Below are 14,002 nucleotides of genomic sequence, written 5' to 3' on the forward strand. Positions count from 1 at the left end.
CTCTCCTAACGTCTCCTAATGATTTTTGATAATGTATTCCCTGCTGTCTGCAGTCCCTGCACCATCACGATTAAAATGATGACAGTCACGATCATGACGGATGTTTCAAATCGCTGATATCCGTAAGCAATGGCCAGATCCCCGAGGCCACCGCCTCCGACTGCCCCGGCCATGGCCGATGCACCGACAAGGCCGATGGTCGCAATCGTAATATTCAGGACCAATGTACTCAATGCTTCCGGAATGAGTATCCCGAAGATGATCTGCCACGGCCCGGCCCCCATGGAATCCGCCGCTTCAATGACACCCGGTTCCACTTCAAGGAGCGAGCTCTCTATCAGTCTTGCAATATACGGTGCCGCAAATACGACAAGCGGCACGACCGCTGCCGCCGTTCCGATCGATGTGCCCACTACCAATCTTGTAAAGGGGATGATGGCCACCATCAAGATGATGAACGGGATCGAACGGAATACGTTGACGATGCTGCTCAATGTGGAAAAGACGATTTTATTTTCAAGTAAGTGCCCCTTCCGCGTAACCACGACGATGATGCCGAGGGGAAGCCCAATCAACGTTGCAAACAGGAGGGAGAATGACACCATCGCCAAGGTATCCCATGTCGCTTCTATAATCTTTGGCCAGAATAATTCCCAGTTAACTTGCACGCTTCTCCACCTCGCTTACGAATAATCTGTTCTTCCAATAATCCAAGATCTCTTCCGTTTCATTCTTGCTGCCAATAATCTGTACGATGAGATTCCCGAACGGCTTACCCTGGAGTTCCGTGATCTGGCCGAATAACACATTGATGTGGGCATCGAATTTCTTTGCCGTTTCGGAAAGGATCGGCGTGCCCGTCGAATCCCCCTTGAAAATGAGGCGGCAGATGCGCCCTTCTTTGCTGTCATTCAATTTGTCGAGAACCGATGCCGGCAGCTGATCATTCATGACACTCTTCACAAAATTTTTCGTCGTCGGGGTCTGCGGGTTGGAGAAGATATCGAAGACGCTTCCCTCTTCAACGATTTCTCCATTTTCCATGACAGCGACCTTATCACAGATTTCCCGGATGACCCCCATTTCGTGAGTGATCATCACAATCGTAATGCCATACTCAGCGTTGATTCTCTTTAATAAGTTCAGAATCGATTCCGTCGTCTGAGGATCAAGTGCGGATGTTGCTTCATCGCAAAGCAGAATCGAAGGCGATGTCGCCAGGGCTCTTGCTATCCCCACCCTTTGCTTCTGCCCTCCTGACAGTTGATCCGGATAATGCTTCGCTTTATCTTCAAGTCCGACAAACACGAGCAGCTCCTTTACTCTCTCGCTGATCTTTTCTTTTGGCCATTTTGCAAGTTTCAGAGGATAGGCGATATTCCCTGCCACCGTCCGGGATTGAAACAGATTGAAATGCTGAAAAATCATCCCGATGCGGTGCCGCTCTTTCCTCAGATCGATTGCCGACTGATCTTTCAGGCTGCGCCCCTCTATGAAAATATCACCCGATGATGGTTTCTCTAAAAAGTTGAGACAGCGGACAAGCGTGCTTTTTCCCGCTCCGCTGAATCCGATCACACCATAAATCTCTCCCCTCTTCACTTCGAAGGAAACATTCTTCAAAGCGGTGAATGGGCCATCCTTCGTCTCGAATACTTTCGTAACATTCTGAACTCTGATCATACAGGACTTGCTCCTTTCGCTATGTATTCTTCTTGAAGCCTGTGTTTGAAGGACATGGCTGAAAATAAAAAGTGCCTCCCTTCATAAGAAGAGAGGCACAAATATGTATATGTCCACTCTTCTCATCTTTCAAGTCATATGACTTGATGGAATTGGCACGGTATTCATAAGAACCCGTTGCCGAGGTATCGCAGGGCCAGTCCCTCCACCTCTCTGGATAAGAAGATATTGCTTTATTAAGTTAAAGTTATAATGCGTTTAAGCATTAGGGTTATGGTAAAGGAATCTAATTGGTTTGTCAATCCTGTTTTTGAATAAATTGTATGACTGAGGACTAATCAACTAGGGTCACTTTAACCAGTCTTCAACTGGTCTAATAAATTCTTTTCGTTTCAATTCACTAATTTAATAGAAGCAAATATTTCCATTATTCTGCCCAACCTAAAAAAGAGCAATGGTTGATAAAGAGACTTATAGTTGAGTACCATCCTTATGAAGTATGGAGAGATCTTAAGTTTGGGGCAAGTAACATGGTGATTTTCACCTTTCATTGTATGTGAATTCTGTCTTCCCACAACTCCTTTATTAAACTTTCCAGATGCTTTGCGAGCAATCGATGATGTTTTATACATTCATGAAATGGGAATATTACATTCCATTGCCCTCCGATGAACGGTAAGGGTAATTTTTTCACTAAAAACGATAATCAATTAATGAAACTTTAGGAGGCTATTTTTACTATGAGTCGTTTTACAATTCCACGCGATATTTATTTCGAAGAGAATGCACTTGAAGTGTTACGGTCTTTTGAAGGTAAAAAAGCCGCACTCGTTATTGGAGGAGGTTCTGTTAAACGTAACGGAAACCTCACCAAGGTACAGGAACACCTGGCAGCTGCCAATATAGAAACAAAAGTACTGGAAGGCTTCAATACAGAGCCGACCTTTGAAATGGTCAAAAAGGGAGCAAAAGACCTGGAGGAGTTCCAGCCGGATTGGATAATCGGCATCGGCGGAGGATCGGCGATGGATTCTGCCAAAGCGATTTGGCTCTATTATGAGCACCCGGACCTTGCTTTTGAAGATGCAATTAAGCCATTCGAGCTGCCGCGTCTTCGCAATAAAGCGAAATTCGCCGGTATTCCGACGACAAGCGGAAGTGGTTCGGAAGTATCCAACCTTTCTGTTCTAGCCGATGAAACCACAAACGTGAAATATCCAGTTGCTGACTTCGAATTAACGCCGGATGTCGCCATTATCGATACGGTTATGATTAATGAACTGCCGAAGCACATTGCTGCTTATACAGGTATGGACGCATTCACGCACTCAATCGAAGCTTATGTAGCGAAACCGCGTACCATGTATACGGATATCCTGTCACTAGGCGCAGCTGAAGTGATCAAAGATAACCTTCTTGCTTCTTATCAGGGCGACCAGGAAGCCGCTAAGAAAATGCACACCATTCAAGCCATGGCAGGCATGGCCTTTGCCAACGCTGTACTCGGTAACGTGCACAGCCTTGCCCACAAAAGTGGTCCAACGTTCGGCATTCCGCATGGCTATGCCAATGCGATTTACCTGCCTTACGTAATCCAGTTTAACCGTGAGGTCGTGGAAGATCGCTTTGCTGAAATCGCCCGCCGTCTGAATCTGAAAGGAAATAACGATACCGAATTGACTGATTCTCTTGTTGAATATATCTATCAATTGAACAAAGACCTCGGTCTTGCCACTACCCTTCAGGACTACGGTGTATCCGAAGAAGAGTTCAACAAGCATGTTGATACAATGGCTAAAAATGCTATGGAAGATCCATGCACAGGCACCAATCCACGTGAGACGAGTCAAGAACAAATGAAAGAGCTATTTAAAGCCGCTTTCTATGGCAAGGAATCTTTAGTGAAAGCGTAAAGATCAATTGAACAAATAAGTAAAGCAGAGCTTAGGGGATTCCCTGGGCTCTGCTTTTTACTAGTGAGCATGATTCTTCCCCAAGTGTTACTAGTCATGTGAAAGTCTGTATCTAGCAACTAAGGGAAGACTGGTCTGATTGCACACAAAAACTGCCCCATGCCAAATCACAGGTCAGCCTTCATTCACTTATATGAAGAGCACCAGAAAACGGAACCCTTGCTTTACATCCCTGCCTTCTTCTCTTCTTTCTCATCCTCTTTTTTCTTTCCGATCTTCGACAATCGCACGGTCGTTAGAGAATGGGGTCTGACCCCAATATGAGGATAAGCCCCTCTTAACTATTAAATATTTATGCTATACTAAAAGAAACAATATTCAGACTCTTCAAAGGGGCATAATATATGAAACCAAACATTATCGACATCGTCCAATCCCAAGTCATCGCTTCCATTAAGGAAGAAAAAGACTTGGAAAAGGCCATACAGTCAAACGCCAACATCGTGTTCATCCTTACCGGCAATTTGATTACGATGGACGGGTATTTGAAAAAGCTGAAGGAAGCCGGTAAAACCACGTTTATACATATTGATTTCATCGATGGGTTGTCCAATACGAAGAGTGCCATTAAATACATAGCAGAAATTTGGAAGCCGGCTGGTATCATTACAACGAGGAGCAACCTGATTAAGTATGCGAAGGAAGAAGGCTTGATGACGATTCAGCGCCTTTTTCTCATCGACCGCAATGCCCTTGTCAAAGGAATTGATATTGCCCATAACTGCAAGCCGGATGCGATTGAAGTCCTTCCTGGTCTTATGCCGTCCGTGATTGATAACCTGACGACCATGACTACGCTGCCAATCATCGCTGGTGGCCTAATCAGTAATAAGCAAGATATTCTGAATGGACTAAGAGCCGGTGCACTCGCCATATCTTCTGGGGATCCTAAGCTGTGGAATCTCGAATTTTAACCAAAAAAAGAGCTCACCCCATGGGAGATGAGCTCAATCTCTATTTAACTTCCAACCTTTTCTTCTACATCCTCTGTCTTTCTTTTTTTCCGGGTCCATGGAAGGCGCACTGATGTGATGTCATGCTCTTCAAAGAAGTTTCCTATCTTCGTAATGATGAAGGTTACCAGTGTGGCGAAGATGACAATGGAATAAAATCCGGCTCCGATACCAATCCCGATTCCCCCAACGTAGAAAATCATCGCAGCTGAAGTCAGGCCTTTCACCCTCAATCCATCTTTCAGGATCACGCCTGCACCTAGGAATCCGAGGCCTGATACGATCTGCGCCGCCAGACGAAACGGGTCCATCACTTTTCCGCTATCCGGTTGACTGAGCATCTCTGCCCCTTCGATGGAGACGATTGTGATCAATGTACATGCCACCGACACATACGTATATGTTTTTAAACCAGCGGGCTTATTTTTAGAAGTCCTGTCCCATCCGATGATGAATCCCAATACAGCACTGACCAAAATCCGGAAATAGATATCATGCTGCCAGAAGAATTCTGATACTACATTCATGTAATGTGTCATGCCGCCATCCTCCTTAAATGAAAAAGAGACCGCGCCACAAAACGAATGCCTGATTTCCCCCACTTCAAAGTGAAAAAAACCATACAGTTCGCTTCATAGGTGATCTCTTCTCCTCTTCCTATCAAGCTTCATTCCTCATAATATTCCTTTTATCATACACAAATCTTCCCTTCATTTCAATGATATTTCTAAAAATTCTAAATATACAATAAATTAAACCTAAATGACCATTGCCTCCAGTAAGAGCACATTGTATGATGGATTTAATTAGTGAATATAGCGGGTAGAGATGAGGAGAACCCTGTGTCAATCGCGTGTACGATTATCGTGCACTCCATTGCCATGGGGTTCTTTTCATTTATACATAAATAACATTTTAAAAGGAGGAAATTAAGTTGAAAAACAGATCGATCAGCCGGATAGTTGTCCTTCTTGCTTTAGGAATCGCAGGACTTTTATTGATTCATGCTCACAGCGCAAGTGCGAATGAATCCACTCCGCCTCTTGTCATCACGGAAATCGTCACCAAATCCGCAGGAATAGGACAGCCCTATGAGTACGTTGAAATCTACAACACCACCTCAGAAGCAATCAATCTACAAGATTACCAACTCCAATACTTCACGAGTAACTTCTCAAGCCCGGCCAACCGATGGCCCATCGAAGACAAAACCATCCAGCCTAAGGATTCCCTGGTCCTCTGGTTAAAGAAATTCGCTTATCCTGATGTACCGCTGTGGGACTTCAACTCCAACTATGACATGTACCTCACTCCCCATGACGTATACGAAATCAAGCTGACGACTTCCGGTCAAGGACTGCATGACAGCAGCCTTCGCCAGGTAGGGATTGCAGATGCGGAGGACAATATTCTCAGTACTGCACTCATCAATGATGGGGGAGTCGATGGTATTACAAACCGCAGTATCATTTACCAGGTAACCAGCTCAGCTGAGATGATGAAGTTAGGCAACGATGAACCACCAACTCCTGCCGTTTTACTGCCTGAACAAGTATCAGGTCCTACTACACCATCTAACCTAACTGCTACTCCTGCCAACCAATCGGTTACCCTTGAGTGGGAAGCTTCAGAAAGTGCAGTCTCCTACACGATCTACCACTCTGATGGAACGACCACTTCTACAGATGCGACCACTTCAATCATTGATGGATTGAAAAATGGTCAGGCATACACGTTCCGGGTGACGGCTGTGGGCACGGAAGGAAACGAATCTCCGGCAACAAAAGAAGTCCGGGTTGTTCCACAGGAGGTCGTGGACAGTGAACCCCCAGCCACGCCTTCCGGACTGAAAGCAAATCCAGGGAACGATCATGTCAAGTTGCTTTGGACTGCCAATACAGAAAGTGATCTTGCCGGAGACCGCGTCTACATTAACGGAACACTTTACGGTACAGTCGCTGCTGACAAAACGAGTTTGATCGTATCTCCTCTGGAGTTGAACAGGGAATATACTTTCGAGGTGACGGCATTCGATCAAGTCGGAAATAAATCGGAAGCTTCTGCACCACTCGTCACAGGACCGACAGAAAACGTACCGACACCAAACCTGCTGATCACCGAATTGATTCCGAACACAGATAACTATGCAAGCTACGATGCATTCGAATACTTTGAGCTTTATAACAACAGCCCGGACCCGATCGATCTGGAAGGGTATCGATTCGCCTCCTATAACTGGGAAGAAGAAATCGGGGACACTCACATCTTGAAGCCTTGGGATACTGTGGTGATCTGGACTAGAAACGCAAGCATCAGCCCTATTTCCCTCGAAGCCTTCAATTATAACTATTTCTATTCTTACAAAAGCAAGTATCTTCAAGAAGAGGATACAATCGTCCTTGGGGATATCGCCGGCCTGGTGAACGGTGGCAATACACTGACCGTGTATGATCCTGATGGACTCGAAGTCGTCAGAGCCGAATATTCCGGAGAGGACGTTTCTCTAAAACAAACCGTCACCTATTCCTATCCTAAGGATAATACCCGGACAATGGAAAAATTGGCAGCTGGCCAATATCCGACTCCGGGCTGGGTTGTTGAAGAGCAAGCACCGGACCGCCCCGTGTCAGATGAAGAATCACCGCAAACACCGACCAACCTTGAGGCAACTCCGGGCAACGGGGAAGCTGTTTTAACCTGGGACGCTTCAACTGAAACCGATCTATACCGGTATCACATTTACAAAGATGGCGAACTTGAATACTCCGTAGATCCATCCGAGACGGAATTTACACTATATACATTGGTCGGTAATCAAACATACACGTTACAAGTAAGCGCAGAGGATACATCAGGAAACATATCGGAGAAATCAGCCCCTGTACTCGTAACGCCGGAACACCAGATCATCACGCAGCTGGAACGGTGGGAACATGAAAAAGATTCTGCTTACCAGGGTCTCTGGGATATCAGTTCCGACGGCCCGGTGATCGCTGGACTATCCCAAGGACTCGTTCCTCAAGGATTGACCTATTATAAGAAAAAAGACTGGCTGCTTACCGTCAGCTACGTCGATGATGGGATTAGGCCGGGTACCATTACCGTAACAGATCGTACAACTGGAGAATTAGTAAAATCAGTTGTTCTTTACAATACGGACGGCACACCGTATACCGGTCATGCAGGCGGAGTTACCGTCAGTCGTGATCACGGCTGGGTAGCATCCGAAAATCACTTGTTCAGCTTCAATTTAAGCGACCTAGAACAAGCAGAAAACAACGGAGAAATCCAGTTCACAAAACAGATTCCATTACCGGTCGAAGCAGCTTACACCGTTTATGATGAAGGCATTCTCTGGGTCGGGGAATTCTATGAGGCAAACTCCTATCCGACCGATCCATCGCATCATATCGAAAACCGTAACGGGGAAATACACTATGCATGGATGATCGGGTTTAATTTGGAACGAAACAACGACATGCTGAGTGAAGCCCATTGGAATGGCTCGCCTGACCACAATGCCGTGCCGGATTACGTTCTCTCGACGACAGGGAAAGTCCAGGGAGCCATCATGCAGAAGGCGGCAAGGAATGGCGTCACTCTCAGTACCTCCTATGGAAGAGCCAACGACAGTGTGCTGTACCGATATGAATACCCGTTAAAAGAAGACCCTCATTCCCATGTTACGGTTGAAGGAAAACAGGTACCTCTCTGGTTCCTTGATGGTCACACGGCAAAACCGCGTCAGAGTATCGAAGCCATTCCGATGCCTGAGGGAATCGTGGAAGTACAAAAAGAGCTCTACGTCGTATTTGAATCCGGTGCTGATAAATATCGTTATACGACCACCTACCCGATGGACCGGATGCTTAAGATCGATATGAAGAAATTGATGAAGGATGATAAAGGGTTGTAATAGCACGAAAAAGGAAGCGGCGTTCAATCTAACGGGTTCCGTTTAGAGAGGGAAAACCTTAAATCATAACTGAAATAACATTTTGCATTGTATTCAGACAGCGAAAAAAACCAGAATCCAAATTAGTAACCCGTTCTGTTGATAAGGAGAAAAATACAATTCGCAACTAAAATAGAATGCTCTTTAACACCTCAATTAACATAAAAATAGCAGACCAATGGTGAAACTTTTGGTCTGCTATTCTTTGTTTTAGAGTGTTTTTCCATAGAAATATTTGATGGATGCCGCCGCGAAATATAGTTCATGATAAATTGGTGTTATCAGAATTTCCCATACTTATTCGAATTGTTGTTCCGTTAAAGGAGCAGGTTAGTAAAAAGGATATTTACATATTAATAACGAATTGTTGATGAACAGAGTAAAGAAGGATAGTGTTAAAAATGCAATTCAGACCGTGTATAGACATTCAATAGTGACAAATTATATTTATAGGGTGATAAGTCGATGATAGGAATAAGTATAGCAACGAAGTGGGAATATGAAGCGACATTGGAATACTTCGGCATAAAAGATAATGAACGTTTCGGTTATCCTTATGGCGAGTATTTCATAAGAACAATGAATGATACCGAACTTATTTTTTATAGTACCGGTGTAAGAAAAGTAAATGGTGTTGGTGGTAATCAGTATATGATTTCTACATTTAATTTAACTAAAGTAATCGTTGCTGGAACATGTGCAGGAATAGATGATAAGTTCAGTAATTTGGATATTTTTGTACCCGATAAAGCCGTTCAATATGATTGCACAGTAAAAGAAATCGAGCCTCTTATTAAACAATCCTTCATAGTCGATTTTGATCTATCAAAATATGGAAATGATTTTTATACCGGAACAATTGGCACCGCTGATAAAGCAGTAGTTATGTGGAAGGACTATTTAGAACTTAAAGAAAACGAAATTACAATAGCCGATACAGAAGCGGGTGCAATTGCTTATATCTGTAAGAAGAATGATGTTGAGTGCATTATTATAAAAGGAATATCTGATTTTCCAACAGAAGAAAGTAACTCTGATCAATTCGAATCGAACATCGAACAAATGAATGTTTATTTAGAAAACACCCCCAAAGTTATGAACAAAATATTTGGCGAATATATAAATAGATTTATATAAATAAAACATAAAAACCCAGAGTCATTAGCTCTGGATTTTTCACTGTTAAATATAATGTTATTTACATTGCTATTTCTGCTGCTAATTTGGGTGTGATTTAAGGTTCTCCCTGCCTAAACGGAACCCCTTCGAATCAAATCTGGTTTTCTTTTAAGTACTTATATCAAATCCTATACCCGGCTTCAAATCCCTTTCAAAGCATCCTTATACCTCTGATAATATGCTTCAACATTGTTCAGGAGGAGTAATTCAGTATACAAGTATACCTTCATATTAAAATCATTAAAATCAATCGTAGTCAGTTCTTGTATTTTTTTGATTCGATAATTCAACGTGTTCGGGTGGATAAACAATTCATTGGCGGTCTGCTTACCCTTTCCGTCATTCGCCAAGTACACTTCAAGTGTCTTGAGCAGATCTGTCTGTTTCTTCACATCATTCTTGATCAATGACAACAAATCATCACTGTAATAATCCTTTGAAGTGTTTTTCTCATAGAGCGTTGGCAGGTAACGGTAAATGCCCAATTGAGCAAATTCCCGTGGCATTGATTCAGGACGCGGACTGATGAAGTTAGCCGTTTCAATGACCTCAGACGCTTCTAAGAAGCTCTTTCTCATTTGGTATAAGGTGGTGTATTCCTTCCCAATCCCGATGAGGAAATTGTAGAATTCTTCTTCGCCTGTTTGTTCTTTCACCTTATCGACGAGGTCCCTGGCTAATTCCAGTGAAGATGACGGTGTGTCTGCTTTACCGTAGAGAACCAGGATCACCTGGTATTCCGTCCTCAATGAATAAATGTTTGTGTTGAAGCTGGATTCCTGGACCAGCTTCTCAAGTTGGTCCAGCATGGACTTATATTGCGATGATGCGATTGAGTACACCGCTACCGTGAACCGTTCCGGCAGGGTCAGCTTGACGAGGGAAGCGTCATGGCGGAGCTGGCTTTCACTTCCGTACTCGTGCTGCAGAAGATGCCAGAGCACTTCTTCTTTTCTGTCCTTTTTGATATTGACCTTTGCGTACATATCATTGATCAGGTTTCCAAGGTGTGATGAGATCTCTTCCAGGAAAGCGAGCTCTTCATTTTCGAGGAGACGGCTGGATTCCTGAACCCAAATATATCCCATCGTGTTTCCCAGGTACTTTGCTGCAATGACGACACGCTGGTGGAATCCTAACTCTTCCATCGCCTGCACCCGGATTGGATCGGAATGTTTTTCGAGCTGGTGTACGATTCCTTCTTTTTTCAGTCGATCGATGATGAAGACCGGACATTTTTTCGTGAGGATCGTCTTTAGCTGTGTTTGGTCGAATTTATTAGAAGAGGAACTGTATGAAATCAGTTCGAAATTTTTGTTTTCAATGATGACGGGATTGCCTAATTTTGAGCTGATCAATTCCGTTGCTTTATGAATGTCTTCTGTTTGGAGGATGATATCAAGTGCTTCCATAGGAATCTAACCTTTCCACGAGTGTTTGTGATTCCTATTATAGCGTTAAATCCCCCAATAAAAAAAGAAAAGCTCCCCCTGGTCGGGAGAGCTCATCGTGTTCGATTTATTCCTCATCCATAAATGGATAGGTAATGTCTGTTGTTGGCGCGAAGTTTTCTTTGATGATACGAGGACTGGTCCAGCGAATCATGTTGAAAATAGAGCCTGCTTTATCGTTTGTACCTGAACCGCGTGAACCACCGAATGGTTGTTGGTTGATTACGGCACCGGTTGGTTTATCGTTGATGTAGAAGTTACCAGCTGCACCTGAAAGACGTCGTTCCAAGTGCATGATCGCTTCACGATCCTGTGCAAAGATCGCACCCGTTAATGCATACATGGAAGCTGTATCCACAGAAGTCAATGTCTCTTCTAATTGGTCATTTTCGTATACATAAATCGTCAATACCGGTCCAAAAATTTCTTCGGTCATCGATTTAAAGTTTGGATTCGTTGTGACGATGACAGTCGGTTGAATGAAGTATCCAACAGAATCATCATACGTACCACCGGCAATGATTTCGGCTTCTTCAGAATCAGCCGCGTAGTCGATGTAACTTGTGATGGAATCAAAGGCAGGTTTATCAATGACCGCACCCATGAAGTTTCTAAAGTCTCTGACATCCCCTACTTTAAGCTTAGCTGTTTCTTCCACGACACCATTTTTCACTTCTTCCCACATGCTTGCAGGGATGTAGGCACGGGAAGCTGCTGAACATTTTTGACCTTGGTATTCGAATGCACCACGAACAAGTGCAGCGACTACTTTGTCTGCTTGTGCCGTTTCGTGAGCGAAGACAAAGTCTTTACCACCTGTTTCCCCAACTAAACGAGGATATGATTTGTAGTTAGTGATGTTTTCTCCTACTGTTTTCCAAATCGTCTGGAACACGCTTGTTGATCCAGTGAAGTGGAATCCGGACATGCGTGGGTCTGTTAATACGACTTCTGATACTTGTGAACCACGGGATGGCACGAAGTTGATAACGCCCCTAGGTAGTCCTGCTTCTTCCAGGATACGCATAAAGTAGTAGTTTGATAGTATAGCCGTTGTTGCCGGTTTCCATACAACTACGTTCCCCATGATCGCAGGAGCTGACGGTAAGTTTCCACCGATTGCCGTGAAGTTAAATGGGGAGATCGCTAGTACGAAACCATCCAACGCTCGGTATTCCAAGCGATTCCAAATGTTTTTCATGCTGTCCGGCTGCATTTGATAGATTTGGTTTGCATAATCAACGCCAAAGCGTAAGAAATCAGCTAATTCCTGTGCAGCATCAATTTCCGTTTGATACGCTGTTTTGGATTGTCCTAACATCGTTGCCGCATTGATGACGTCACGGTATGGACCAGAGATTAAGTCAGCCGCTTTCAGGAAGATGGATGCTCTGTGCTGCCATGGCATATTGGACCATGATTCTTTCGCAGCCATTGCCGCTTCTACTGCATCGCGAAGTTCTTTTTCTCCAGCTTGTGAATAGGTAGCCAACACATGTTTGTGATCATGTGGCATCACCACTTGCTTCACTGTATCTGTCTTGATTTCCTCACCATTGATGATGACCGGGATCTCAACCTCGAGACCAGCTTGGCGCTCTAACTCAGCTTTTAACGTTTCTCTTTCTTTCGTACCTGGGGCATATGTATTACCAGGCTCATTTGTAGGTGTTGGGATGTTGTAAATTCCGTTACTCATTCTCTTCACATTCCTTTCTGATTACATTCTGTCTGGATGTTTTTTTAAAAAGTTTACTTGCTGAAAATCCCTTTCAGTGCAAATGCGATGTTCGCCGGCCGTTCCGCCAGACGTCGCATGAAATACCCGAACCAATCCTCGCCATATGGCAGGTAAATGCGGACGGTATATCCTTTTTTCAGTAATTCGGATTGCAGTTGGTTCCGCATTCCGTAAAGCATTTGAAACTCGAAGCGATCATTCGGGATATTGTGTTCTTTCACTAATCCGATCGTGTAATCGATGATTGCTTCATCATGGCTTGCGACCGCTGTATAATGGCCGTTCAAGAGCTGCTTCTTGATGAGATGTTTTAGATTCTCATCCACCTTTTTCTTCTCCTGGAACGCCACTTTACCCGATTCATTATATGCACCCTTCACAAGCCTCAAATAAGGGGAGAACTGATTGAGATCATCCACATCCTTCTCTGAAACATAGAGATAAGATTGAATCACCGCCCCCACATTGTCGTACTTTTGACGGAGCTTCTTGTAAACGTCAAGGATGGCATGGCACCTCGAGGAATCCTCCATATCGAGAGTGACCGTGATTCCGCTTTCATTTGCCTTTGAGAGAATCAACTCCATGCTTTCCATGACAAGATCTTGACTGATATCCAATCCCAGGGAAGTCAGTTTGACAGAGATTTCAGTCTCCAACCCATGATAGGCAATGGCACTGATACTCTGGATGCATCCTTGGACATTCTCCCGCACCACCTCTGTGGAATCGACGAACTCACCAAGATGATCGACTGTAACCTGGAATCCCTCCTCGTTCAATTGCGTAATCAATGGAATCGCTTGTACAAAGGTCTCTCCACCCACAAGCTTGTTAGCCCCAAATCTTGAACCCCACCGTTTGGCCATCTTATCCAACGCCTTATTGTGAGAAAGAAACAAGAAAAAACGCTTACTTATTGCTTCCAAGATTACAACACCTCCTTATACTTCTTATAGTGACTGTTACCTCAAGCACGGGGTGATTAAACGAAGAAATGTAAATCTTAAGAAAATTATAACGGGAATAGTGGCTCGGAAACAACGTGCTCGAGCCACAAATATTTG

General features: G+C 44.0%; 10 protein-coding genes and 1 riboswitch. Of the genes, 4 read left to right on the forward strand and 6 right to left on the reverse strand.

The window, feature by feature from the left end:
• Positions 1-5 precede the first annotated feature (5 nt).
• On the reverse strand, positions 6-668 hold the full coding sequence (locus ACIFOD_RS06260) for a methionine ABC transporter permease (protein WP_430313944.1): 663 nt from the start codon (positions 666-668) through the stop codon (positions 6-8).
• The gene (locus tag ACIFOD_RS06265; protein ID WP_430313945.1) at positions 658-1,683 is read right to left on the reverse strand and encodes a methionine ABC transporter ATP-binding protein; all 1,026 of its coding nucleotides are present in this window, start codon (positions 1,681-1,683) and stop codon (positions 658-660) included. Before ACIFOD_RS06265 ends, ACIFOD_RS06260 begins: the two co-directional genes overlap by 11 nt.
• Before the next feature lie 119 nt (positions 1,684-1,802).
• Positions 1,803-1,907: riboswitch (SAM riboswitch) on the reverse strand.
• 516 nt (positions 1,908-2,423) lie between these two features.
• Between ACIFOD_RS06265 and ACIFOD_RS06270 the strand changes: the two genes are divergently transcribed.
• Together ACIFOD_RS06270 and ACIFOD_RS06275 are read left to right on the forward strand one after the other, a co-directional pair.
• Entirely contained in the window at positions 2,424-3,596 is a 1,173-nt protein-coding gene (locus ACIFOD_RS06270) for an iron-containing alcohol dehydrogenase (RefSeq protein WP_430313946.1), read from the forward strand.
• Positions 3,597-4,000: 404 nt separating this feature from the next.
• Positions 4,001-4,570 carry a glycerol-3-phosphate responsive antiterminator gene (locus ACIFOD_RS06275; RefSeq protein WP_430313947.1) on the forward strand — a complete coding sequence of 190 codons (570 nt, stop codon included), beginning with the start codon at positions 4,001-4,003 and terminating at the stop codon, positions 4,568-4,570.
• Positions 4,571-4,614: 44 nt separating this feature from the next.
• On the opposite strand, the gene ACIFOD_RS06280 is transcribed toward ACIFOD_RS06275, so the two are convergent.
• Positions 4,615-5,136 (reverse strand): MgtC/SapB family protein, encoded by a 522-nt coding sequence (locus ACIFOD_RS06280; protein WP_430314037.1) that lies wholly within the window; start codon positions 5,134-5,136, stop codon positions 4,615-4,617.
• Positions 5,137-5,543: 407 nt separating this feature from the next.
• Between ACIFOD_RS06280 and ACIFOD_RS06285 the strand changes: the two genes are divergently transcribed.
• Positions 5,544-8,525: a lamin tail domain-containing protein gene (locus tag ACIFOD_RS06285; RefSeq protein WP_430313948.1), complete on the forward strand. Its 2,982-nt coding sequence runs from the start codon at positions 5,544-5,546 to the stop codon at positions 8,523-8,525.
• Positions 8,526-9,029: 504 nt separating this feature from the next.
• Entirely contained in the window at positions 9,030-9,701 is a 672-nt protein-coding gene (locus ACIFOD_RS06290; protein WP_430313949.1) for a permease, read from the forward strand.
• A gap of 182 nt (positions 9,702-9,883) precedes the next feature.
• On the opposite strand, the gene ACIFOD_RS06295 is transcribed toward ACIFOD_RS06290, so the two are convergent.
• From ACIFOD_RS06295 to ACIFOD_RS06305, 3 genes are all read right to left on the reverse strand, one after another.
• Entirely contained in the window at positions 9,884-11,155 is a 1,272-nt protein-coding gene (locus ACIFOD_RS06295) for a PucR family transcriptional regulator (protein WP_430313950.1), read from the reverse strand.
• Between the two features lie 106 nt (positions 11,156-11,261).
• On the reverse strand, positions 11,262-12,893 hold the full coding sequence (gene pruA, locus ACIFOD_RS06300; protein WP_430313951.1) for an L-glutamate gamma-semialdehyde dehydrogenase: 1,632 nt from the start codon (positions 12,891-12,893) through the stop codon (positions 11,262-11,264).
• A gap of 53 nt (positions 12,894-12,946) precedes the next feature.
• Positions 12,947-13,864, reverse strand: coding sequence for a proline dehydrogenase family protein (locus tag ACIFOD_RS06305; RefSeq protein WP_430313952.1), 918 nt, complete (start codon positions 13,862-13,864; stop codon positions 12,947-12,949).
• Positions 13,865-14,002 lie beyond the last annotated feature (138 nt).

It is taken from the genome of Rossellomorea sp. NRS-1567 (assembly GCF_050467885.1).
Classification (GTDB): domain Bacteria; phylum Bacillota; class Bacilli; order Bacillales; family Bacillaceae_B; genus Rossellomorea; species Rossellomorea aquimaris_C.

Bases quoted from the DNA above. Each gene is read 5' to 3' on its own strand.
- ACIFOD_RS06265 (WP_430313945.1), bottom strand. From the start codon at position 1,683: ATGATCAGAGTTCAGAATGTTACGAAAGTATTCGAGACGAAGGATGGC.
- ACIFOD_RS06270 (WP_430313946.1), top strand. From the start codon at position 2,424: ATGAGTCGTTTTACAATTCCACGCGATATTTATTTCGAAGAGAATGCA.
- ACIFOD_RS06275 (WP_430313947.1), top strand. From the start codon at position 4,001: ATGAAACCAAACATTATCGACATCGTCCAATCCCAAGTCATCGCTTCC.
- ACIFOD_RS06280 (WP_430314037.1), bottom strand. From the start codon at position 5,136: ATGAATGTAGTATCAGAATTCTTCTGGCAGCATGATATCTATTTCCGG.
- ACIFOD_RS06290 (WP_430313949.1), top strand. From the start codon at position 9,030: ATGATAGGAATAAGTATAGCAACGAAGTGGGAATATGAAGCGACATTG.
- ACIFOD_RS06295 (WP_430313950.1), bottom strand. From the start codon at position 11,155: ATGGAAGCACTTGATATCATCCTCCAAACAGAAGACATTCATAAAGCA.
- pruA (WP_430313951.1), bottom strand. From the start codon at position 12,893: ATGAGTAACGGAATTTACAACATCCCAACACCTACAAATGAGCCTGGT.